This window comes from Paenibacillus sp. CFBP13512, from assembly GCF_005233705.1.
GTDB lineage: Bacteria > Bacillota > Bacilli > Paenibacillales > Paenibacillaceae > Saccharibacillus > Saccharibacillus nuruki.
Map to the genome: position 1 here is coordinate 221,876 of NZ_QGAD01000003.1, position 24,865 is coordinate 246,740.

Here is a 24,865-nt window from a genome sequence, read left to right on the forward strand (position 1 = left end):
TGGGATAAAATAAGTACGTATGAACGTAATAGAATAAAGTAAGTATAGATCAATTACACTTGATCTTTGGATTGATATGGTTGATCTTTTTGTTTGATAGAAGCATAAACAATAACACCAAGACCTGCAACAGCAAGAGAAGATAAAATAGGGTGTTTGCTTTCTTTCACATAAACATGGATATCTTCTTTCGGATGTTGAGCTGCATAGATAATATTTTCAGCTACAGAACCTGCTGGATATACCATCACTTTATGTTTTTTCATGGTTTCGTTATATGGAGTCACAGCTTTACCCGGATGTAAAAGAGTAATCGATACAGGTAATTTGTCTTTAGCAATATCAGCTCTTAGATTATCTGTCCATTCTTTGACAGAGAAATTAGAAGCAGACGAAGGCACAGGAATCACAGTACCACGATCACTCCAGACAGCACTCATATTGATTAGTGCGCCAGGAACGCCTCTTTCTTTGAAATGCTTAATAGCGATTTGAGAACTATAGATAATTCCACGATAATTCATATTGAACATACGCTTAATATCGTCTTGAGTCGCTTCTGTCGATTCACCAAGCAACGATACATCCGAACTATTTACCCATGTATCAAAACGTCCAAATGTACGAATAGCCGCTTCAGCAATCTTATGAACATCTTCTTCTCTTCCAATATCTGCGGGAACCCATGTAGCTGGATATCCTTTTGAACGAAGTTCTGTCGCTAATTGGAGGAGCGCATCTTCATTTTTAGAAGTTAGTAGAACTTTTGCGCCTTTAGCTGCTGCCATTTTAGCTGTAGCGATACCCACTTTGCTTGAAGCACCTGTAATTACGATAACTTGATCTTTTAATTTTTTTAGTGAAATAGACATAACGATGGTTCCTCCTTGAAATAGTCTCATTACCATTTTACCCTATCAGCTGTATAGACAATCATTTTGTTAGAAATGAATCGTTTACATCCATTTTCAAATATATATTAATACTACACCAAATCATTAGAAATTAGAAATGTGGTGAGTCTATAAGGTTTTTGGTAGATCAATTAAGTATCAACGCTTACAATAGAAATAAATGACAAGAGAGGTGCTGAAATGGAAGAGTTTCATTGTATAAACCATCCAGATCGCCAAGCTGTTCATCAATGTACTCGTTGCGGTAAGCCTTTATGTGACGAATGCTACAATCCTGAAACACAGACTTGTCGTCAGTATTGTAATACTCTTTCTACAAAACCAACACTTGATCCTCGACCTAAAAACACATTCTGGCAAGTGATTGTGGCTCTGTTAGCTATTGTAGGCGCATTGGCATTATTATTAGCCGCTATATGTGGAGCGATGATTTATTCTTATTAAAGGAGTGCTTGAATGGAGTTTCCTGTGTATCTTTATTTAGGATCATGGCGTATTCATCCGCATGTATTATTTGAATCGCTGGGATATTTTCTAGGGTTCCGACTCTATTTATGGACACGTCGTCCTAGTGAGATGACCAAGCTGATGAGTCTGCAAATATTAGCAGGTACTATTCTAGGTGCAGCATTAGGAGCAAAGTTATTATTCTGGTTCGAGAATCCGCTAGCAACTTGGGAGCAATTGCGTCAGTTTCATTTTCTATGGGGTGGAAAAACGATTGTAGGCGGACTATTAGGTGGACTGATAGGAGTCGAACTCACCAAACGCTGGATCGGTTGGAAAAGCTCGACAGGAGACGATTTCGTCTATCCTTTGATGTTAGGACTAGGCTTGGGACGTATTGGATGCTTTCTGACTGGACTAGATGATCATACGTATGGAACAGCAACCACATGGATTACCGGCATTGATTTTGGGGATGGGATTATGCGTCATCCGACTCAGCTCTACGAGATTGCTTTTCTTATGATACTCGCGATCTGCTTGATTCCGTTATATCGTCAAAGTCGATTGATGTCTGTCTTATCTACTGAAGTTCAGTCTAAGGCACCGTACACTTCGTATGTATCCGGTCGAATGTTCCAATGGTTTATGGCGAGTTATCTTTTATTTCGCTTTCTAATTGAATATATTAAGCCTACATTACATCCTTATTGGGGTCACAATAATATTCAGTTAGCTTGTCTGGCAGGCTTGGTCTATTACAGTTGGATCATGTGGGGCAGAGGCAGAAAGGCTTCATCTTCTATCAAAGCCATAGGATAGGATTTACTATCTGAATCGCTAGATGCAATAGTGTCTGGTTACACACTTCGAGAAGTTTGTTTTGGATATTAGGCTACATAGGGCTATACCATCGACCAAGCAACAGCATCTATACCCAATAAGTGAATATGCAGTTGAGATATTCACTATAAAAGGAGTTATATTATGCCGAAAAATCGACCGTATCTATATCATGAATTGACTAACAGTATCTGTACAACATGTTATCGCAAAGTCGAAGCCAAGATTATCGAAGAAGATGGACGTATTTATATGGTCAAGCGCTGTCTTGTACATGGCCCTGAGAAAGTATTGATCTCTACAGATGTCGATTATTATCATCGTACACGCGAATTTATTAAGCCTTCAGAAATGCCGTTAGTCTGGAATACACCGATAAAGTACGGTTGTCCTTACGATTGTGGATTATGTCCAGATCATGAGCAACATAGCTGTCTCACACTTTTGGAAATTACCGATCATTGTAATCTACAGTGTCCGATTTGTTTTGCAGAATCCTCTCCACATCGCACTTCTTATCGTTCGTTAGAACAGATTGCTTTTATGTTAGATCGGATTGTAGAAAATGAAGGAGAGCCGGACATTGTGCAGATTAGCGGAGGAGAACCAACAACTCATCCGCAATTTTTTGAAATTTTAGACATGTGTAAAAGCCGTCCGATTCAACATATCATGCTAAATACCAATGGCATTCGGATTGCGCAAGATCGTGAATTTACCAAACGATTAGCTTCCTATATGCCAGGCTTTGAAATTTATTTACAATTCGATAGTTTTGAAGCCGATGTATTGAAAGAGTTACGGGGTGCTGATCTAAGACGTATCCGTGAAGATGCGATTCGACATCTCAATAAATATAATTTATCGACTACGCTTGTAGTCACTTTGAAAAAAGGCTTGAATGATACAGAAATCGGTAAAATTATTCAATATGGACTCAAGCAAAAAGCGGTTCGTGGGGTAACGATTCAACCGATTCAAGCCGCAGGGCGATTGGAAGGGTACGATCCAGCGACAGATCGCTTAACAGTAAGTGAAGTGAGACAAATGATTATTGATCAATCCGAAGTCTTTCAAGAAGATGATATTTTACCAGTTCCTTGTCATCCCGATTGCTTAGCGATGGGATATGCTTTGAAATTAGGACGTGAAGTTCTACCTTTAACTCGTATGATTGAGCCTTCGATCTTGTTAGAAGGAGATAGCAATACAATTGTATTTGAACAAGACCCTGTCATTCGTGGCAAATTATTTGAACTTTTATCGACCGGTCATTCACCGATTTCATCTGCATTATCGCTAAAAAGCTTACTTTGTTGTCTACCACTTGCAGCTGTACCGAAAGAAATCAACTACGATAATGTATTCCGCGTGATTATTATGCAATTTTTAGATGCCTATAACTTTGATGTTCGTTCTGTAAAAAAATCTTGTGTGCACATCGTACATCCAGATGGACGCATTATTCCATTTGATACGTACAACCTCTTTTACCGGGATGATAAAGAAAAACTATTAGAAGAACGAAAACAAGAAATTGCTACAGCTTGGGATTAATAGGTTGATGATGGGAAAACCTAGAGTGATTATTGGTGTCTAATGCACTGGTAGTTAGTCTAGGTTTTTTATTTGGTTCGAGATTTGTAAGTTTAGAAGAGAAGGCGTGAAGATGTGAAAACAGGATAAAAGGAGTATGCTATATAAAAGATAGAGCCAATCATTACAGCCAGATATGAGAATTTTAAAAATATTTCAATACATGAAAAATTCACAAAAGTAAATGAAAAATAAGTATTAGAATATGACAACTATAAAGGAGTGAAGAATATGAATATTATAATCTTTGGAGCAACAGGCAAGACAGGGCGTGAATTAGTTACACAGTCGCTAGAGAAAGGCTACAAAGTGACTGCGGTTGTGCGTAATCCAACGAAGATGACAATAACCCATCCTCATTTAACAATAGAGCAGGGGGACTTAACGAATTACACCGATGTGACTACGATAGTAAAAGCACAACCATATGATGCTGTTTTCTCAGCATTAGGAGCCAAAACACCTTTTCAACGAGACCCTATTCTGACTAAAGCTACAAAAAATATCATTCAAGCCGCAGCTGAAAATCATATTGATAAGTTTATCCATGTGTCCTTCATAGGAGTTCGCAAAGAATCCAATAAACTTGGCATGTTGTATAAATATATTGCACCTGTAGTCATGAAGAATCTTATCGCCGATCATCGAGAAAAAGAGGCTGTACTCGCAAATAGTGGACTGAATTGGATCGCTGTCCAACCGCCGATTCTAACTTCAGGTGCAAAAACGGGGAACTATATACATGAACAACACATCAATAAAGGCATATCCAGTAAAAAAAAGCTATCTCGTGCCAACTTGGCTGATTTTATGATCCAACAACTTCAGCAAGATACGTATCACCAAAGCGCTGTTTTTGTAACAGAATAGCTGTAAAACACGAAAAAGGATCAATGTATGATCCTTTTTTTGCGTTAAAAATAGGAGGGGAAACACTTCTCAAATCGTTCCCTTTTTACAACGCTATAATTATTAAAATTAAAATTTCAACATATGAAAAATTCACAATAATAAAACTAAAATCTGTAAAACAAAATTATAAAAATCTAAACCCTTTTGTCAAATAGAAATTTCTACGTATATGATTACAATTTATAGGTCAATATACCGATATAAAGAAGGGCTTATATGTATATAAGCTGATCAATGAGTGACTATACATATCTAAAGGGGTTATTACATGTTCGAGAAAAAAGCTTGGTTTAATCCATTGGTAATATCATCAGTATTAGCAACAGGAATTTTTCTAGGAAGTACAGTTTCGCCATTTGCATCTATGTTGACAGTATCAGCAGAAGCGAATACTTCTGGACTTCAAATCGTAAGTGTAATTGATCAAGACAACTATTTATTATCCGATGGTTCTATGTGGGCAAAATCGATGAAAGGAGCATGGCATTCAGAATATCAATTTGCAGGTATAACAGCAGGTTCCAACAATCAATATTATGGCTGGACCACCACTGGACAGGCAATGAGTTGGGACAATATAACCGAAGAGATTCATGTTATTCCGGGAATGAATAATGTTGCTCATATTTCAGGTGATGGTATTGTTCTACATACAGATGGCAAAGTAGATGTTATCGGCTCGGGTAAGCCAGATACATTACCTAACAGTGTGAAATTAATCGATGGATTCGAAGATTCTTATGCAATATTGAAGCAGTCAGGAGATATTTTATACTATAAAGATTATCAAAATGGTCTAGGACGCAAAATCGGTTCTTATCCAGATGCTATATCAATCAAGCAAGATGGAGTTGCGATAGCTGTTCTTCGTAGCGACGGTACTGTAACTTTACTTGACTTATTATCCGGTGATATTCCTCAAGTCATTGCTAATGATGCTGTAGCGATAGCATGGCAAGGATCTAAACGAACTTTGCTAGTCGTCAAAAAGGACGGATCTGTATGGTCACATAGCCGTTCTACTGGATTCGCTCCTCAAGTATTAAGTGAACTCACAGATATTGTACAAGTGGTATATTCACCTACAGGTATATATGCTCAACATAAAGATGGTTCTTGGGTACAAGATACCGACAAAATAGTGAGTCCGCTTCAAGTACCTTCAATAACAAGTTTGAAATTAATCTTATCTAAAACAAATGCTGTAGTTGGCGATAAAATCAATGCAAAAATTCAGGAGATATACTCTAATGGTTCTATCCATACACGCCCGGCTAGTGCCAATGAATTGAAAGTTGATCTTTCTCAAATTGCAGAAATACTAAGTGATGGTACGATTAAAGTTAAAGCTATCGGTAATGCAACGATTACTTTGACTAGAGATACATTAACGACCCAATCTCCATTGAATGGAACAACAGAAGAAGCTTTGACAGGTGCGGTTCTAATAGAAGGTTCTGTGTATTTGCCAATACAGACTGTATTTAAAGCTATGGGTGGAACTATTCTTGTAAATGGTAATCAATTTCAAATCAATTGGGGAACTCAAACTATTCAATTAAATAAAAATAGTGCAGTAGCTCAAATGAATAATCAACCGGTTACGATGAAAGGTAAAGTACGAACTTCTGGAAGTCAGACTGTATTTCCAGCTACCTTATTATCTAGCATTTCGAAAGATGCCAAAGTCACTTGGGATTCTAAATATCAACAGGCAATTGTACAAGTTAATGGTTCCAACATCACCATTCAATCTGACAAAACATTAAAATTGATGAAGCAAGAAGAAATTGGACATTTAACAAGATTACTTGGTAAATCCTATTGGGTGAATTACTATCATAAAGCTGGCGAGCGATTCAGCAAAGTAAATATCAAAGACATTTATGCAGAAAAAGATCCTTATAACAGAACGAGATTTGTCGTTCAATTTCGTGATAAGAAAGGTACAGAGTATTTGTCGGATCGATTAACAGCTTTAGAAATTACTGACTTATTATCAGATAAAGAACAATTCTTCAATTATGATATTCGGAGCAAATACAATTGGTCACAAGCAACATGGAACCGAATCATCAATGCAGAAGTTGTGGAAGGAATGAATACACAACAAGCATTACTATCATGGGGCAAACCTGATAAAAAGACGATTACCAAAGAAAACGGACACACGATAGAAATCTGGTCATATATCGGTGAAAATTATCTGAATATGCTGGGAATCGGAGATGGCGTTGTGTACGAGGTATTTAGTATTTAAATAACAAAAAGCTATCTTTTCTAGATAACAAAATAAAAAGCCAACACACTAAATTAAAACTGTGTTGGCTTTTTTTATAAATCGTATCTTATTGATGTGCATATAGATAATCAATGATTTGTATAGAGTAAGGAGACTTTATTTTATATATTTGCCCATTATATTTATCTTTGCGCTCGAAATCGTAAATACGGATATAATGATTACTATACAAAATAAGACGATATCGCGGACGACTATATTAGGGATTCGGTCGGTGACTAATTCTGTAAATGTATGATTGAGATTATTTAGCTTATTATAAAATGTATTATGTTGTAAATGGAAGGGGCAATGATAGATGAACCAATTAAAAGTTGAAGTAAAGCAAAGTATACATACTGATGTAGATCATCCCTGTATCTTTATTGATGGAGTAGAGTTAGATAGTTGGTTAGATCAGTTGTATGCTAATCATAATTATCTTGGACTTATTCCTTGTATTACAGATTGGATGGATGCTGAAGCTGAACAACAATTAGTTATTAAACGTTATACAGATAGACAAGACGTAGTTGTCTTACCTATATTGATGTGTCCGGATGACTGTGATCTTTGGTGTACAGTTATCGTTGCAGAAGTAATTCAAAAGCAAAATGAAATATGGTGGAACCGAATCGGTGTAGATCAAAGTGATATTAAACGAAGTTATCACAACATCGGTCATACTGTGGAATGGTTCGAACATATACCACCACTCATATTTGATAAGCACTTATATTATAAGGAATTAGATCGTATTTACTTACCTGTGTCATCATAACTGATTTTATAGACGAGGAGAATGATAATGGATACTCAAGCACAACAATTATGGAATCGTATTATAGCCAAAGGATTAGAACGTAATCCATTATTTGAAGAGAAACTTTATTTGTATGAAGGGGCTACAGGAGAAGATTTTGCTACATTGGAGCGTACACTTGGCGTTCAAGTTCCTGCACAGCTTCAATCATTTTATCGGATACATAATGGGCAACAAGAAAATAAAGCAAACACCTGTTTTTTGCGTAACTTAACCTTATCTTCAATTACAGAAATTATAGAAAATTGGACGTTTTTACAAGAAGAGTTCGATCCTGAAGATATAGAAGTAGATGCTCAACCAGGAGTCAAACCTTTCGCATGGAATGCCAAATGGATTCCGATCGCCTCTAATGGTGGAGGAGATTACTTATGTATCGATACCGATCCTGCGGAAGAAGGTACAGTCGGACAAGTGTTATATTTTTGGCATGATTGGGAGTATCGTTCTGTCGAAGCTACAAGTCTTTTTGAATTTATAGAGATGGCTTTGCAAGAGGAAGAAACCGATTAGGCTAGAAGTTTGTAATACATTTATCGTGTTGCTCTATGGTTAGATATATTATTCTAAAAATAGATTTTTGAAAAAGTAGGGAGAGAAAATGATGGTTAATCATATGACATCGATTGGATTTAACGTTTCTGGGTACAAGTAAATAAGAAAAATGAATGTATCGGGATGAATCCTCATTTTAGCGGAAAATCAAATATGTATAGTCTACTGAATAAATTTGTAGATCATCCAGACAGTATGTTGGATGGAGCCATAGTAGCTAAGAGATCATTATTTCAGCGATTATTCAAGTAATCAAAAGCCATACAGAACTTACAATCTGTATGGCTTTTTTTGAATTCATCCGTTTCGGGTAATAACGTAAGATGGAGAAAAAAGAACAAATCGAAAGAGCAGGAGGTCAATACAATGAAAAAAGTAATGAATAAAGCAGAAGATATGGTGTTGGAAATGGCTAAAGGTATGGTGCTTGCTCATCCTGAACTTGAACTCATTTCTAAATATAAAGTCATTAAAAAGAAAGAATTAAACCCACAAAAAGTGTCTTTGATCAGTGGCGGTGGTAGTGGGCATGAACCGGCTCATGCAGGATATATAGGTAAAGGTATGCTAGATGCCGCTGTTTGTGGAGATATTTTTGCATCACCTTCTCAGATTCAGATCTATCAAGCAATCAAAGCAACCGCTGGAGAAAAAGGAACATTGCTGATTATCAAAAACTACAGTGGCGATATGATGAATTTCAAAAATGCGGCGTATCTATGTGAAGAAGATGGTATTGAAGTAGACTATGTACGGGTGGAAGATGATATTGCGGTCGAAGACAGTCTATATACGGTAGGACGACGCGGAGTTGCAGGAACGGTATTGGTACATAAAATTGCAGGAGCGGCAGCAGAAGAAGGTCGTGATCTACAAGGTGTCAAAGCTGTTGCGGAGAAAGCGGCGGCAAATGTACGAAGTCTTGGATTCGCTCTAACTTCTTGTACCGTACCTGCTAAAGGAAGCCCGACTTTTGAACTTGGTGAGAATGAGATTGAATATGGTGTCGGTATTCATGGTGAACCGGGCATCAAGCGTGAGCAAATGGCATCAGCAGATACACTTGCCAAACGTATGGTAGACGATCTTTTGCGAGATATGAAGATTGAAGATGGATATGAAGGTGAGATTGCATTATTAATTAATGGATTCGGAGGAACACCTTTACAAGAATTGTATTTGTTCAATCATGCAGTTACTCGTGAACTGGCACAGCGTCGTATCCAGATCAATCGTGAATTTGTCGGTAACTATATGACCAGTATTGATATGGACGGTATTTCAGTAACGATAATGAAATTAGATGAAGAACTCAAAACATTACTTTCTCAAGAAAGCGATACACCTGCTTTTAAAGTATCGGGAGCTGTAGCACCTGTACATTATGAAGCGGCGGCAGTTGAAGAAGTGCCAGACACACCGGTATCGTACAAAGTACAAACCGATCCTAAATATGCCCAACTTCAAGGCGATACATTAACATTAAATAATATGATTTATTTGATCGATAAAATGAGTGAAGTGATTATTGAAAATGAAGTTCCTTTCTGTGATCTCGATTCTCATGCAGGTGATGGGGATTTCGGGATGAGTATTGCTAAAGGCTTCCGTGAATTAAAACATGAATGGAGCCGAATTCTAGCTGAACCGGATCTTACGATCGGTAGCTTTTTGGATCAGTCATCACTGGTTATTATGGAATCTTGTGGTGGAGCATCCGGCCCTATCTGGGGATCTGCTTTCCGCGCGGCAGGAAAAAGTGCAGGTGAGCAAAAAGAAATCACTGTAGCCGAATTTGCTGAAATGATGCAATCTGCTGTTAAAGGGATTCAAGCAACAGGCGAACGTTCCTTTGGACGTGGCGCAGTTGTCGGCGATAAAACATTAATTGATGCCCTTGTACCTTGCGCAGATGCTTGGACAGAAAGTGTGCAAGCCGGTGATGATATGCATACAGCGTTGAATAAAGGTGCGGCTGCCGCAGTACAAGGTGCAGAACGTACAAAAGATATTGTTGCTCGCATGGGACGTGCAGGAGCTGTAGGCGAACGTAGTATCGGATATCCTGATGCAGGTGCACATGCACTCGGCGTTATTTTCACAGAGCTAGCACAAAGTCTACATTCTTAAGTTGATAGCAAACATGTTATTGAGATAGATGAGGCATAGTTGCAATCGTAATGTTAAAAGATATATACGAAATATGTATGATAAAGAGCAAGTCACATCCAATCAATAAGCAAGAAATAGTCTGTGATGGATGCAGATTATTTCTTGCTTATTTTTGTTATCCATTTTACATTATCGATGCTAGGTTATACATCATCTACTACATAATGAACATTAGATTCGAATAAGAGCGCAATAAAGCGAAAGTTTTGTCTATAGGCTTCTTTTATAATAAGGACACCGCCTGATCCTATTCATCATTCTGGATCTCTAATCCTATAAAGGAAGTGACGTATGCACAAAATTGTACAGCCTAAAGTATTTTACTTCGGAACACCTGTCGTTCTTATTAGTACTATTAATCCAGATGGTTCTCCTAATCTAGCACCGATGTCTTCGGCATGGTGGGTTAATCAATCCTGTATGTTAGGCATGAGCTATCAATCACAGACCGTACAGAATCTAATACGAGAAAAAAGTTGTGTACTTAATCTGCCTTCTGCTCAGTTAGTCAATCATGTCGATCGATTAGCGTTAACAACTGGAAAAGAAGATATTCCAATGTACAAAGCTACTATGGGTTATACCTATGAACCTAATAAATTTGAATGTGCAGGGCTAACAGCTATTCCAGCAGATCTTGTCCAAGCCCCTTTAGTGAAAGAATGTCCGATTCAATTAGAAGCTCAAGTTGAACAGATCTCCACGTTTAGTGAAACAGGTACAATTGCAGCTATAGAACTACGGATGATACGTGTACATGTAGAAGAAAGTATTTTGCTTCATCCTGATCAAGATTATATCGATCCTGAAAAATGGCATCCATTGATTATGAATTACTGTGAGTTTTTTGGATTAGGTGCTAAGTTACAACCATCCCGTTTAGCAGAACCTTTTATGGCTCAGTATCACAGTAAAGGCTAAATAGTGCGATTACAGACTCATATGTATAACCTCAAAGCAATCTGATCTTTTCAAAAGAAAGCAGACTGCTTTGAGGCGCTTTACTTGTACAATGGTTTTATATGGATAACGATTTCATAAATTGCTGTTATTTTGTCAAAATCTTCACTTCTTTAGGAGCTAGTGTGATTGTAATCGAACCACCATTAACCGTTACCGAATCTGTACCCATTTGATTGCGCAACACTGTACCGTTAGAGAAATTATCTAAATTTGGAATGGTACGTGTTTGGCTTTCCCATGAGTTGTTAATCAATACAACTGCTTCGTCACCACTATTGGAACGTTGGAATCCATAGAAATTAGTATCTGCCCATTTCTCTTTTTGCGTTCCATTTTGTAAAGCAGGGTGACTATTACGAATAGCATTCACTTTAGCAATATACTTGTACAGTTCATTATTCGTATTGAATGTCATGTCTTCACGGTTAGCAGGATCATCCCCACCACTAAAGCCTTGTTCTGTTCCTTGATAGACAATCGGGATACCACGAGAAGTCAGCATAAATCCAAGGGCTGCTTTTAATTGTGGCCATTTGTCTGATGCGTTTCCAGGTTTACCAGAAGCATCATTTAAGAAACGTTTGACATCATGATTATCTAAAAATGTTCCATTCAAGTTCGTATTTTTGTAACGGTAATCCTGGCTATACCGTTCTTTGATCTGATTCATTGAACCATCATGACCAAATACATTTTGAATCGTGTAATACATAGGGAAATCAAGTACAGCATCAGAGTAATTAGAATAATCAGCAACATAAGCAGGGTCACCGTTAAAGACTTCACCGATAGTAAATGTATTGACTGCGGTATCGAAATCTTTAAGGAACCATTTGGGTACGTGCTTGGCTGTATCTACACGTAGACCATCTACGCCAGATTGAGCAATAATCCATTTACCCCAGTTTTTCAATTCTGTAGCAACCGCCGCATTTTCTTGTTTGAGATCATCAAGACTGGCTACATCACCATTTTCAATACGAGATTGATTATTGCTGTTGTAATCGTTTTGCGTAATATCGCCAACATTATGATACCAATCTGCATTATCAAAAGGAGCTTTGGCGGTTCCATTGGTTGGACGGAAGTCACCTGTGTGGTTGACAACAACATCTAGCATCACTGCGATGTTTTTGCTATGTGCTGTTTTCACCAACTCTTGAAATTTCGCCATTGTGCCCAAATGACCGTCTACAGAATAAAAGTCATACGTATGATAACCATGATAAGCATTTACACTTTTTTGCATCGTTACAGGTGTAATCCAGATCGCTGTAAATCCAAGGTTTTTGATATAATCCAAGTTGTTGATAATCCCTTGGAAATCTCCACCGTGCCATTGCGAAGGATTACTTTTGTTAGAAGCAAAGCCGCCATAGTTATTATTGCTAGTATCCCCATCACTGAATCGATCGGTCATGATGAAATAAATACTACGTTTACTCCAATCAACTGGACCGAAATTATCGGGAGCAGGTGTAGGATTCGTAGGTGTTGTACCACCCGGCGCACCAGGTGTAATCGTACCTACGGTATTACTAGCATTCGGTGTAAAGGTCGATGTACCGGGATTGAATAAGTAATTTTTGGAATTGTTATTATCCCATGTACCGTTACCGTTGTTGAAGACAGCTTCTAATTGAGAAGTAGAACCAATATTAACAGTGATCTTGGTATATCCATTGACTTCAGAATCTGCCATTTTGGTACCCGGAACAGTTGTCCAATTACCATCCGATTGACGGTAATGAATATAAGGTGTTGTGAACCCTTTTTTGTAATACACAGTTACTGAATTATCTGCTGCATGAGTGGTGGTATACGAACCGCTGAACAGCAAAGGAAATAAAAGCAATACCCCGAATACAATCAAAATCATCTTTTTAAAATGTGGTTTACCCGATACCAATATAACCATTCCTCCTGTGCTTATAGTTTGTGCAAACGTTTACGCAACTTATTATAAGATAGCGCTTACAAAAAAGAAATAGGCAATTATATAAAATTATAGAAGAATATGTATTTACACTCAAACGGTATAAAAATATCGAATCATTAGCTACATTCGTATTTATTTCTAGTTTATGAAAAGGAGAAATCATTTGGTCTGTTGACTTCTGATTATAATTAAGTATATTATAGATAAACAAAGTCTATAATTAAATCATAATCTTAAATTTTACTGTATTACGTATTTTTTATAACAATCATAGATAATGGTAGTCTTTAAAGTCTTTTATTATTAAAGGAGGAATAAAGAAGAATAGATCAAATTGCTATTCAAAATATATCAACTTCATTTGTCCAATATTTATAGTTTCGAAATAAAATATTGAAAATAATCATCGATATCTAACGTTATTTTTTCCAAAGCAAAAGATATAACAATATAGAACTTAAGTAAAAATACACCTTAAAGGAGTGCTGATCATATGGAACAATTACAAGATGCAATCATCGTTGGTGGAGGGCCTGCTGGCTTAAGTGCTGCGCTTATTTTGGGAAGAGCACGTAAACATGTACTGATTATAGATGAAGAACTTCCACGGAATCGAGTCACTCAAGAATCGCATGGATTTTTAACTCGAGATGGCATTACACCTGCTGATTTTCGCCAAATCGCTAGAGAACAGATTAGTAGGTATCCTACTGTTCAATTTGCCAAAGACACCGTTATCGGTGCGAATGGTAGTGATGGTCAATTTGAAGTGGTTACCTCTCAAGGACATACGTATACTAGCAAAAAAATACTATTTACAGTAGGAATGAAAGATCATCCACTTGCTATCTCCGGTCTACAAGAAGTCTATGGAAAAAGCGCATTTGTCTGCCCTTACTGTGATGGGTGGGAACTTCGAGATCAGAAGTTAGCATTAATCGTTAGTGGAGCAACAGCACCTCATTTAGCTAAGACGGTCTCAGGGTGGACTTCTCATTTCACTATCTGCACCAATGGCATGAATGATTGGACAGCAGAAGAACACGAGGAACTTATAAACCACCAGATTTCAATCATCGATTCACCTATTCAACATATACACTCAGCATCGGGGATCGTAGAACATATTCAATTTGAAGATGGTCATTCTCTTTTATGTACAGGGATCTTTTTCACACCTGAACTTGTCACTGGATCAGATGTTCCACAAATGTTAGGATGCGAATCTGCTGATACAGGCATGATCATCGTAGACGAGTTTGGTAAAACCAATATACCGGGTGTATACAGCGCAGGCGATTCGACTTCACGAAAATATCAGGTCGTTGCTGCGGCAGCTTCAGGTTCTATGGCTGGAATCAGTATCAATAGTGAATTGCTTGAAGAAGCATGGCAGCATAACTTTAGTAAGTCCTCAACATAAATTGTAAAAAAGTAAAATAGAAAACAAAGAAGGAGAGCATATCCTCATGCTGCTCCTTCTTTGTTTTCTATAGTCTTACATTTTTAAATGCTTCTCAATCATTCTCATAAATTCTAAAGCCGCCACACCAAGATACTTATCAGTACGATGCATAATACCAATCTGACGGGTAGGTGGGAAGTCAGCTATTTTAATCAAACGAAGAGTGGGATCGTTGAGAGAAGCTGATAACGAATAAGGTTGAATACAAGCGGCTACATTCGATTTTACAAATCCATATAAAGAAGAAGCTGTAGAAGTCTCGATAATAATATTCAAGTTCAATCCATGTTCTTTACAGTGACGTTCTATCAATTCACGTCCTTTGAATCCTTTAGGATAAAGAACCAGCGGAATATAAGGTAATGCCTCTAGGGAAATCGATTGCTGATCTGCCAGTTCATGATTTTCAGAAACGACAAGTACAAACTCTTCTGTATATAGTGGAGTGGTCACCAGTCTAGGATCAGTAAATTCGATCAACGTAATTCCAATATCTACTACATTATTGATCACCATCTCTGCGACTTCGATCGCTGACGAGATTTTTAAATGGATATTAGGGAATTGATGATGGAAATCAATTAAAATCGGTGTAATCCGATAATCTAGCTCCGCCGCCATCACTCCAACGACCAAATTACCACCTGTATACTCGCGTAACCCATTAATCTCATCAAACGCATCTTGTAACTTCAACAGAATACTTCGAGCTTGACGTAACAAAATAAATCCCGCTTCGGTCAGAGTGATTTTTTTACCTATACGATCAAAAAGCAATGTTCCTACTTCTTCTTCCATGGTACGAATCTGAATACTGAGTGTAGGTTGAGTAATACCTAAACGCTCAGCGGCTTTGGTAAAATGTAACTCCTCGCATACGGCTACAAAATATTCAAGTTGTCTAATTTCCATACTTATTCCTTTCCTAAATCTCAGAATGAGAAGTAAAATGATTATTTTTTTTAACTTTTATCATTGTTTTTAACTATGATAAACCATTTTACCATTATTATCAGTTATGTATTTAATATATCAATTTTAGCATATAGGACAGCAATGTAAACGGATTTATATATGAGAATAATTTCTGCAAATACAATTTAAAAATGTAATATTTATATTTATCATAGTTTTTATCAATGATTAAATTATTTATGATAGAAAATGACCTTTACAATATGTCAAAATGATACTATTATTAATAGTGTAATCACGATTTAGACACAGAAAAAACACATATATGACAATTTTACGAAAGAAGGAAATACAAATGAACGCTTTTTATCTTGATAATGATGGTTCTATTAAAACGATTCTTAAAGGAAAAGAAATTTTAGCTAACCCTATCTTAAATAAAGGGGTTGCTTTTACAGCAGAAGAACGAACAGATTTGGAACTGAACGGAATATTGCCTCCAATGATCTTAACGATTGAAGAACAAGTGAACCGTGTATACGATCAGATTAGCAGTGAACCGAATAACCTTCGCAAAAATACAATGTTAAATGATCTATATAATCGCAATGTTGTTCTTTACTATCGTCTACTGAGCGAGCATCTAAGTGAATTGCTTCCTATTGTATACACACCAACCGTAGGACAAGCGATTCAAGAATACAGCCAACAGTATCACAAACCAGGCGGTGTCTATCTTTCAATTGATCATATGGACGGAATAGAAGAAGCGTTCCGCAATACAGGCGTACAACCTGGAGATATTGATCTGATTGTGGCTACTGACTCTGAAAGTATTCTGGGTATTGGTGACTGGGGTGTAGGTGGTATTAATATCGCTATTGGTAAATTAGCTGTATATACTGCTGCTGTAGGTATTGATCCTAGTCGTGTGCTTGCAGTCGTGTTAGATGCAGGAACGAACAATCAGAAATTATTAAATGATCCATTATATATGGGTAACCGTCATGAAAGAGTACGTGGAGATAAATACGATGAGTTCGTCGATCGTTATGTACAAACAGCTATGAAATTGTTTCCTAACGTCTTATTACACTGGGAAGACCTTGGCAATGTAAATGCACGTAATATCATTGAAAAATATGGCGATCAGATTTTGACATTTAATGATGATATTCAAGGTACAGGCGCAGTTACTTTAGCAGCAGTTATGTCAGGTCTACAAGTAAGTGGCACATCACTGAAAGATCAACGTGTATTGGTATTTGGACCCGGCGCAGCAGGCATTGGGAATGCTGATCAAATTCGTGATGCGATGATGAAAGAAGGATTGTCACAAGAAGAAGCAGAAGGTCGCTTCTGGGCATACGATTATCGCGGTCTATTAACAGAAGAAACAGAAAATGTATTTGCTTTCCAAAAACCATATCTTCGCCAAATGTCTGAAATTGCAAACTGGGAAACAGACGAGAATGGCAAAGTAAGCTTGCTTGAAGTCGTGAAACAAGTCAAACCTACGATTATGATTGGTACTTCAGGCGTAACCGGAGCATTTACAGAAGAAATCGTAAAAGAAATGGCTAAACATGTAGAACGTCCTATGATTATGCCGATGTCGAATCCAACATCACTGGCTGAAGCAGTACCAGCTGACTTGATCGCATGGACAGACGGCAAAGCATTGATTGCTACAGGTAGCCCATTTGAATCAATTGAATATAAAGGAACGACTTTCGAATTTGGTCAATCCAACAACGCTTTTGTGTTCCCGGGTCTTGGTCTTGGTGCAATTGTTGCCAAAGCCAATGTATTTACCAAAGGCATGTTTACAGCGGCAGCTGATGCTGTTGCTCATGCGGTTGACTCTTCTGATCTAGGCGCTCCACTTTTACCTAGAGTGAAAAATCTACAATCTGTATCGTTCGAGGTGGCTGTCGCTGTCGCTAAAGCTGCTATTCAAGATGGTGTTGCACAAAATACTCCAACCGATATCGAACAAGCTGTCAAAGACGCAATGTGGCATCCCGTATATAGAACCGTTAAATCTACAGAGATGACGCCATTAAGCTAAATAACGCTCTATTACTAAATCGCATCACTCTCAGATTGTCTATCTATAGCAGATAGGCAGTCTGCCCTTTACAGGGTAGATTTGAAAATATAATGGAGGTCCTACAACATGTCAGTCGGTCATATTTTTATTATTTTAATACCTATTTTCTTTGTTATTATTCTTGGCTTTTTGGGCGGTCATTTTAAAGTATTCAATTCCGCATCGTCCAAAGGTTTAAATACATTAGTTACCAAATTTGCACTACCTGCTCACCTTTTTATCGGAATCACTACAACCAGTAAACAAACGTTAATCGATAAATGGCCTTTTTTTATCACAATGTTTTTAGGAATTATCGGGTTTTATGTAATTTTGCTGTTAATCCTAAGACTTGTGTTCAAAAAAGATTTAAATAGATCTTCTATTTTCTCCTTAAATGCGACTCAACCTTCTTTCGCTTTTATGGGTATACCTGTACTTGGAAGTTTGTTTGGAGCTGCTGAAGTTGCTATTCCAATCGCGATTACAGGTATTGTTGTTAATGCGTTACTTGATCCAATCGCAACTATTGTCAGTTCTGTAGGTAAAAAAACACAAGCAGGGCAAAAAGATGGACATCCTGAAAACTTGCTCAAACTGACTGTTCATTCGATTTTACATGGTCTTAGAGAGCCGCTCGCCTGTGTTCCTTTATTAGGGGTTGTGCTTACGATGTTTGGATTCCATTCTCCTGAATTGCTGCAAAGTTCACTTGATCAAATTGGTAGTATTACATCCGGTGCGGCATTATTTGCAATTGGTGTAACTATTGGTCTGAATCGTATTCAATTTAGTGCGAATGCTATCAGTATTTCGGTATTAAAAGTAGTCGGATTGCCTATTTTAACATATGTATTAGCTTTAGCATTTGGATTATCTTCAAAAGATATTACGATGGCTGTATTGTTGGTATCTTTCCCAGGATCAGCAGTCGCCGCAATGATTGCGTCTCGCTTTGAAACGCTTGAAGTCGAAACAGCTTCTTCTTTTGTTATTAGTTCCGTTTTATCCTTAATTTCTTTACCTATCTTAATCTCGATTTTATTGTAAAATGTGTTTTTTTTAGATCATACATTTTAATTTTAAAATAAATTTTAAATCAAAGTCGTTCGCTGAAAGATTTCCGGTGAATGGCTTTTTGTTTTGCATATTGATAATTGAACGTTGAATTTATAGACTATTCATATGAAAATAGAACAATAACGAAATCATATTGTGAGGGAGCAAATATGAATCAACGACAAGCTCAAAAAATCATTCCTTCTACATGGATTATGATCGAAAAACAAAATAACTCTACATCTGATTACATATTATATGCGATAGATTGGAAACGCAAAGCTAGATGGAGCTGGGAAGGCTGGAACGATTTAGCGGATCTGTTGCAATTTAATATTCCTGTCCGAAGAAAGTTAGGAAGTCCAAACTATTCTTCACAACCCTGTGCTAAAATTGCTAAAAAAGCTATAGTTCTACGTATGAATGAACAACAATATGATCGGTTTGAGACGTTGTTATATAAACCTTTTTCCAAAAAGAAATGGAATTCTTTCCTAAAGGAGTATCGCCAATGAATTCATCGCTAAGTATTCGAAATTACGCAGACAGTGATCAAAAGCAAATAGTACAGCTTATTCTCCATATTCAGCAACAAGAATACAATATACCTATTACTAAGCAAGATCAGCCAGACCTGTTATCCATTCAATCTTTTTATCAAAAAGGGAACGGTAACTTCTGGGTGGCTTGTGCTGGTGATCAAGTAGTGGGTACGATTGCTTTGTTAGATATAGGGAATCAACAGGTCGCTCTTCGCAAAATGTTTGTCCATTCTGATTATCGAGGAAAAGTGTGGAATACAGCTACATTATTGCTACAACAAGCCATTTCGTGGGCAACCCAACAGCAATTAACGCATATATATTTAGGCACAACTCTACAATTTATAGCTGCCCATCGATTTTATGAGAAAAATAGCTTTCAAGAAATAGAAGTAACCCAACTACCTGCTTCTTTTCCAGTAATGCAAGTGGATAAAAAGTTTTATCAATTATCCGTTATACTGGATTCATAAGGTGATCACACTCAACAGAGAGGAGCAATACATAAATGACACTGCAATTGAAATCTGGAGATACAGTAGCATTGGTCGCTTGCTCGGATCCTATCGCACCTGATCGCCGAGTACAGATTAATGATTTGATCGGATATTTGCAACAGTGGGGGCTTCAAGTTGTCGAATCTAAAGTATTGATGCAACCCCATACTATTCAGGCTTCCCAAGAAAAAGCGAATGAGTTAAATCGTTTATTTGCTGATCCGCAGATCAAAGCTATTTTTGATATCTCTGGCGGCGACCTAGCTAATGGCGTACTTCCACACCTTCATTATGAACAGATTCGTACAGCACAGACTGCTTTTTTTGGGATGAGCGATCTGACTGTTGTTCTGAACGCTATGGTGCATCAATCTCATATTCAGACGTATCATTATCAAATCATGAATTTAGTCAAAGAAAAGGGTGCAGAACAACGACAGCAATTTTATCGTACCTTTTTTGAAGGAGCTTCGGATTTGTATGATTTCGATTTTGATTTTGTTCAAGGTGAGAATCTAAATGGCGATGTGATTGGAGGCAATATTCGTTGCTTTTTAAAATTAGTCGGTACTCCGTATTTCCCTGAGGTTTCGGGTAAAGTTATTTTATTAGAAGCATGGAGTGGACGTGCCCATCGAATCATCTCTATGCTGGATCAAATGGATCAAGTCGGTATATTCGCTACATGTTCTGGAATATTGTTAGGAACATTTACTGAGATAGAACAACATCATGAATGGGATCTTATTCAACAGCATCTTCTAAAGCTAACAGCCAAAAAGCCGATTCCGATAGTGAAATCGACCGGAATTGGACATAGCAGTAATAGTAAATGTATTATTATCAGTTAATAGCATATGATTACAGCTTATTTAAAAAAGAATAAAGGAGTATCAGTATTTCTTTGTTCTTTTTTGAATATATACTTTAGTGCATATTTTGTCTAATATTCATAGTTTATACATAACAATTTCTTCGCTTTAAGCCGATTATTGTAAATAAGAGTCTTTTTTTAAGAGTAAATATGCTAACAATGTACTTAAAATGGTTAAGTTATAACAAAATACTTAAATAATGCGTTTAACTTAAAGCGAATTTACTACTTACGATACTAAAAGATTGTATTTAATTTTACTGATTTTAGTAAACGTATTCAGTAACTTAAAGGAGACAATAATGATCTATTTTGTGCGAAAAAACCAAGTAGAGAAATTACCAGAAGGTGAAGCTGAACTGAATTACTGTTTAAAACAGTTGCTTGAGAACAATGAAGCGATTTTGATTGACCGTATGCCGGAAGATTTGCAAATGCAAAGTATGCATCTGTTATTGAGTAATCCAGCTTTTGTGATGGTTAATATTCAGGAATCGGTTCAGGAACGATTTATTCGTTCTCCACTTAAAGGGTTTTCGAGTGATGTATATGAAGAGTCATTATTACTTGTGACTTCCTATGTACAAGACTTGCAGTTAGAAATTGAAAAAGGCGCTACGGCTCTGGCTAGTTACCAAAAAGGTGAACAAGAAGGCATGGTGCGTGATGGATTACGTAAAGCACTTATTGATCTTGGCGAACGCCGGGAAATCATGTCTATTATGCTTCAGGAAATTCGTTATCGTCTAAGTGAGCAAGCCAAACAAGAGCATACTCGTGCTACAGAACGTTTTTCTGGAGACGAATGGAATAGTTAATGGATATAAAAGAAGTCTGTGTAGATTAAACTACACAGACTTCTTTTGATTACAAAATTTATATTATACATTTGCTGCATTCAACGAACACTGTACTTTACGAACATTGTTCGTTATGATATAACTAATACAAGTTAATCTATTAAACATGGAGATGATATTATTATGCAAAAAGCAAACGAAAGAAAAATAGCTATTATTGGTGGAGGACCTGGGGGCTTGACGTTAGCCGTTATTTTACAAAAATATGGTGTCAAAGCTACTGTTTATGAAAAATCTTCTTTTCAAGCTAATAACCAACAAGGAGGTTCATTAGATATTCATAGTGAATCTGGACAGCGAGCATTACAAGAAGCCGACTTATTTGAATCATTTCAAGCTGTTGCTCGTTATGATGGAGAGGACTTTAGACTTTTTGACAAAAAAGGAAAAATGTATTTAGACGAAATAGCAGAAGATCATGATTCAGATCGTCCCGAAATCGACCGGTGTGTATTATGTGAAATGATATTACAAGCACTTGACCCTACTTCTATACGCTGGAATCACTCATTAAGCCATGTTGTTCCATTAAAAGATGATCTGTATGAACTTCATTTTGAAAACGGGAATGTGGAAACCTCTAATCTTGTTATAGGAGCAGATGGAGCATTTTCAAAAGTTCGTCCGCTTCTAACAAAAGCCAAAGCAGAATATACAGGTTTGAGTATGGTAGAAGTTCATATCAAAAATGTGGCTATAGATCATCCTGAGCTGGCTAGCTTTAATCGTCGTGGTAAAATGTTTGCACTGGCAGATCACAAAGCAATCATCGGTCAGTTAAATGGAGATGGAGATATTCGTGTGTATGCGAGCTTTCAAGTAGAGCAAGAATGGTTAGATCAATCAGGGTTTTTGTGGGATCAACCTGATATAGCAAAACAAAAATTGCTAAGTTATTTTGAAGATTGGGATGATTCTCTTCAAAATTATATCTGTTTAGCAGAAGGACAAATTCTTCCAAGACGCATTTACATGTTGCCTGTAGGATTAACGTGGGCACACCGAGCAGGAGTTACATTAATTGGAGATGCAGCACATCTAATGTCTCCTTTTGCTGGTGAAGGTGTGAATCTAGCAATGTTAGATGCTACCGAATTAGCACTGTCTATTGTACAGCATAATGATTTGAGTATAGCTGTTCAAAGTTATGAGCAGAAAATGTATGCTTACTCTGGAGAAGCGGCTAAAGAATCGTATGAAAACTTACAGCTTTGTTTTGGTGATCAGGCAGCTTCTCGATTAGCAGCATTAATGAATCAGTATCATCAACAAGCATAAAAAAGTACTCTAGGATTTACTAATAAAGTTAAACATGTTATAAGGAAACTATGGATAATACAAATCGAATTATAATTAGTCGTCGTACCAGACCTGCTAAAGACGCACTTAGTCGCGAAATTATTGTAAAGACTGCTTTTGAATTGTTAGCAGCAGAAGGCTTGTCCGGCATGAGTATGCGCAAAATTGCTAAACATTTAGATACAGGCGCTTCATCACTGTATGTGTATGTCAAAAATATTCAAGAGCTTTACAGTTATGTAGTTGATTATGGATTGAGAGATGTAATATTGCCTGAAGGGCGACCGAACTCTTGGAAAAGTGAACTAGTCTCTCTATTGAATTCTTATCTTAACGTTTTGTATACATCTCCAGGAGTAGCGGAACTTGCATTAACAACGATCCCAATCGGCCCTTACTCTTTAGCAATCAACGAATATATATTAGCGCGTTTGCAAGCAGGGGGAGCACAAGCGAAGTCAGCAGCATGGGGAGCAGATATGTTACTTTTATATGTCACCTCAGTAGCTTTTGAACAATCTTCTCGTGAGCAAAAAGGCATGACTCTTCAATCGATTCGTGATTCTTACCAATCATTAGATGCAGTAAAATATCCAATGCTTGTTCGCTTAAATGAGGAAATGTTCTCAGGTGACGAAGAGAGATTTCAATGGGGATTAGAAGTGATCTTACAAGGAATCCTGCACAATCCAAAATAATAAAATGAAAAGTTATCTTCCTTTGGGAATGATAGCTTTTTTATTTAACGATTGTAGAAAAATTCTTATCGTTAATAATTTCTAATAGATTGAACAAATGGTAAAATGAACTATACATAATCTATAAAATGCGGAACAAGAAATAAAAGGTTATTACACTGAGGAGGATCTCTACATGGTACCGGAACATTCAACGATTTTAATTGCAGGCAGTACTGGTGATCTGGGCGAACGGATTGCCAAAGCATTGGTTCATGAAGGAGCACATGTGCGGGCATTGATTCGCCGGGGCACTTCATTATCGAAGACGGTACCTTTAGAACAACTAGGAATCGAAATCGTAGAAGTCGATTATACGAATGCAGCAGAAATGAAAGCAGCTTGTACAGGCGTATCCTGTGTAGTATCTGCTCTAAGTGGACTAGAAGATGTGATTATAGAGACACAAACTTTATTACTGAATGCAGCTGTTGAAGCAGGCGTTCCTCGCTTTATTCCTTCTGATTACTCGATGGACTATACCAAGTTACCTGTAGGATCAAATCGCAATTTGGATTTACGTCGTGATTTTATGAAAAGACTGGATCAAGCACCGATTGCAGCCACTTCTATTTTAAATGGAGCATTTGCAGATATGTTAACAGGGATGGCACCTATCGTTCTTTTCTCACATCGCCGAATCCTTTACTGGGATGATGCAGATCAACCTATGGATTTTACAACCAAAGACAATGTAGCTATCTATACAGCCAAAGCAGCATTGGATAACTCTGCTCCTCGCTTTTTACAGATTGCAGGAGATCAGATCAATGCACGTCAACTGACGGTACTGATGAGCAGATTAAGCGGTCAACGATTCCGTTTGCTCAAAGCAGGAAGTCGAGGATTGTTGGAGACATTGATTAAGATTGCACGTAGTTGTTCTAAGCCTTCAACCGATTTGTATCCCGCATGGCAAGGGATGCAATATGTTCATGGTATGTTCAGCGGATTAGGTAAGCTTGAACAGATTGATAACGATCGGTATGCCGGAATACAATGGACATCTGCCAAAGACATATTAGCTGATCATATCCATTCATCTCATGCATAAATGAATCACTTATAGCTGGAATAAAT

At 37.2% G+C, this 24,865-nt stretch carries 21 protein-coding genes and 1 pseudogene; 19 read left to right on the plus strand and 3 right to left on the minus strand.

What is annotated here, in order from left to right:
• Positions 1-53: 53 nt before the first annotated feature.
• Positions 54-872, minus strand: a complete 819-nt coding sequence (locus tag PaeCFBP13512_RS05460) for an SDR family NAD(P)-dependent oxidoreductase (RefSeq protein WP_137221710.1) — start codon at positions 870-872, stop codon at positions 54-56.
• A gap of 222 nt (positions 873-1,094) precedes the next feature.
• On the opposite strand from PaeCFBP13512_RS05460, the gene PaeCFBP13512_RS05465 reads away from it, so the two are divergent.
• The 9 genes from PaeCFBP13512_RS05465 to PaeCFBP13512_RS05505 all read left to right on the plus strand — a co-directional run bounded on the left by PaeCFBP13512_RS05465 (position 1,095) and on the right by PaeCFBP13512_RS05505 (position 11,464).
• Positions 1,095-1,358, plus strand: coding sequence for a hypothetical protein (locus PaeCFBP13512_RS05465; RefSeq protein WP_069328086.1), 264 nt, complete (start codon positions 1,095-1,097; stop codon positions 1,356-1,358).
• Between the two features lie 12 nt (positions 1,359-1,370).
• Complete coding sequence (locus PaeCFBP13512_RS05470) at positions 1,371-2,183, plus strand: prolipoprotein diacylglyceryl transferase (RefSeq protein WP_069328085.1); 813 nt, start codon at positions 1,371-1,373, stop codon at positions 2,181-2,183.
• Positions 2,184-2,348: 165 nt separating this feature from the next.
• Entirely contained in the window at positions 2,349-3,761 is a 1,413-nt protein-coding gene (locus PaeCFBP13512_RS05475; protein ID WP_069328084.1) for a radical SAM protein, read from the plus strand.
• A gap of 270 nt (positions 3,762-4,031) precedes the next feature.
• Positions 4,032-4,670 (plus strand): NAD(P)-dependent oxidoreductase, encoded by a 639-nt coding sequence (locus PaeCFBP13512_RS05480; protein WP_137221713.1) that lies wholly within the window; start codon positions 4,032-4,034, stop codon positions 4,668-4,670.
• Between the two features lie 310 nt (positions 4,671-4,980).
• On the plus strand, positions 4,981-6,972 hold the full coding sequence (locus PaeCFBP13512_RS05485; RefSeq protein WP_137221715.1) for a stalk domain-containing protein: 1,992 nt from the start codon (positions 4,981-4,983) through the stop codon (positions 6,970-6,972).
• Between the two features lie 340 nt (positions 6,973-7,312).
• Positions 7,313-7,774 carry a hypothetical protein gene (locus tag PaeCFBP13512_RS05490; protein ID WP_137221717.1) on the plus strand — a complete coding sequence of 154 codons (462 nt, stop codon included), beginning with the start codon at positions 7,313-7,315 and terminating at the stop codon, positions 7,772-7,774.
• A 27-nt stretch (positions 7,775-7,801) separates the two neighbouring features.
• Complete coding sequence (locus PaeCFBP13512_RS05495; RefSeq protein WP_137221719.1) at positions 7,802-8,329, plus strand: SMI1/KNR4 family protein; 528 nt, start codon at positions 7,802-7,804, stop codon at positions 8,327-8,329.
• A gap of 408 nt (positions 8,330-8,737) precedes the next feature.
• A complete protein-coding gene (gene dhaK / locus PaeCFBP13512_RS05500) occupies positions 8,738-10,501 on the plus strand; it encodes a dihydroxyacetone kinase subunit DhaK (RefSeq protein WP_137221721.1) in 1,764 nt (587 codons plus the stop codon).
• A gap of 333 nt (positions 10,502-10,834) precedes the next feature.
• Positions 10,835-11,464, plus strand: coding sequence for a flavin reductase family protein (locus PaeCFBP13512_RS05505; protein WP_137221723.1), 630 nt, complete (start codon positions 10,835-10,837; stop codon positions 11,462-11,464).
• 127 nt (positions 11,465-11,591) lie between these two features.
• On the opposite strand, the pseudogene PaeCFBP13512_RS05510 reads toward PaeCFBP13512_RS05505, so the two are convergent.
• Positions 11,592-13,304: pseudogene (locus PaeCFBP13512_RS05510) on the minus strand (alpha-amylase family glycosyl hydrolase); the annotation flags it as partial.
• Between the two features lie 634 nt (positions 13,305-13,938).
• On the opposite strand from PaeCFBP13512_RS05510, the gene PaeCFBP13512_RS05515 reads away from it, so the two are divergent.
• Positions 13,939-14,868 carry an NAD(P)/FAD-dependent oxidoreductase gene (locus PaeCFBP13512_RS05515; RefSeq protein ID WP_137221728.1) on the plus strand — a complete coding sequence of 310 codons (930 nt, stop codon included), beginning with the start codon at positions 13,939-13,941 and terminating at the stop codon, positions 14,866-14,868.
• A 75-nt stretch (positions 14,869-14,943) separates the two neighbouring features.
• On the opposite strand, the gene PaeCFBP13512_RS05520 is transcribed toward PaeCFBP13512_RS05515, so the two are convergent.
• Complete coding sequence (locus tag PaeCFBP13512_RS05520) at positions 14,944-15,822, minus strand: LysR family transcriptional regulator (RefSeq protein ID WP_137221730.1); 879 nt, start codon at positions 15,820-15,822, stop codon at positions 14,944-14,946.
• Between the two features lie 358 nt (positions 15,823-16,180).
• Here PaeCFBP13512_RS05520 and PaeCFBP13512_RS05525 point away from each other — a divergent pair, with 358 nt between their 5' ends.
• The 9 genes from PaeCFBP13512_RS05525 (at position 16,181) to PaeCFBP13512_RS05565 (ending at position 24,839) form a co-directional block, all read left to right on the plus strand.
• Positions 16,181-17,896: an NAD-dependent malic enzyme gene (locus PaeCFBP13512_RS05525; protein ID WP_137221732.1), complete on the plus strand. Its 1,716-nt coding sequence runs from the start codon at positions 16,181-16,183 to the stop codon at positions 17,894-17,896.
• A 108-nt stretch (positions 17,897-18,004) separates the two neighbouring features.
• Positions 18,005-18,967: an AEC family transporter gene (locus tag PaeCFBP13512_RS05530; protein ID WP_137221734.1), complete on the plus strand. Its 963-nt coding sequence runs from the start codon at positions 18,005-18,007 to the stop codon at positions 18,965-18,967.
• Positions 18,968-19,146: 179 nt separating this feature from the next.
• Positions 19,147-19,491: a hypothetical protein gene (locus PaeCFBP13512_RS05535; protein WP_137221735.1), complete on the plus strand. Its 345-nt coding sequence runs from the start codon at positions 19,147-19,149 to the stop codon at positions 19,489-19,491.
• Entirely contained in the window at positions 19,488-19,991 is a 504-nt protein-coding gene (locus PaeCFBP13512_RS05540; protein ID WP_137221737.1) for a GNAT family N-acetyltransferase, read from the plus strand. Before PaeCFBP13512_RS05535 ends, PaeCFBP13512_RS05540 begins: the two co-directional genes overlap by 4 nt.
• Before the next feature lie 35 nt (positions 19,992-20,026).
• Positions 20,027-20,866, plus strand: a complete 840-nt coding sequence (locus PaeCFBP13512_RS05545; protein ID WP_137221739.1) for a S66 peptidase family protein — start codon at positions 20,027-20,029, stop codon at positions 20,864-20,866.
• A gap of 325 nt (positions 20,867-21,191) precedes the next feature.
• Positions 21,192-21,707, plus strand: a complete 516-nt coding sequence (locus PaeCFBP13512_RS05550) for a hypothetical protein (protein ID WP_069327138.1) — start codon at positions 21,192-21,194, stop codon at positions 21,705-21,707.
• 165 nt (positions 21,708-21,872) lie between these two features.
• Entirely contained in the window at positions 21,873-23,027 is a 1,155-nt protein-coding gene (locus PaeCFBP13512_RS05555; protein ID WP_441343318.1) for an FAD-dependent oxidoreductase, read from the plus strand.
• A 50-nt stretch (positions 23,028-23,077) separates the two neighbouring features.
• Positions 23,078-23,746, plus strand: coding sequence for a TetR/AcrR family transcriptional regulator (locus PaeCFBP13512_RS05560; protein ID WP_137221743.1), 669 nt, complete (start codon positions 23,078-23,080; stop codon positions 23,744-23,746).
• Between the two features lie 175 nt (positions 23,747-23,921).
• Positions 23,922-24,839 (plus strand): aromatic alcohol reductase, encoded by a 918-nt coding sequence (locus tag PaeCFBP13512_RS05565; RefSeq protein WP_137221745.1) that lies wholly within the window; start codon positions 23,922-23,924, stop codon positions 24,837-24,839.
• Positions 24,840-24,865: the final 26 nt, after the last annotated feature.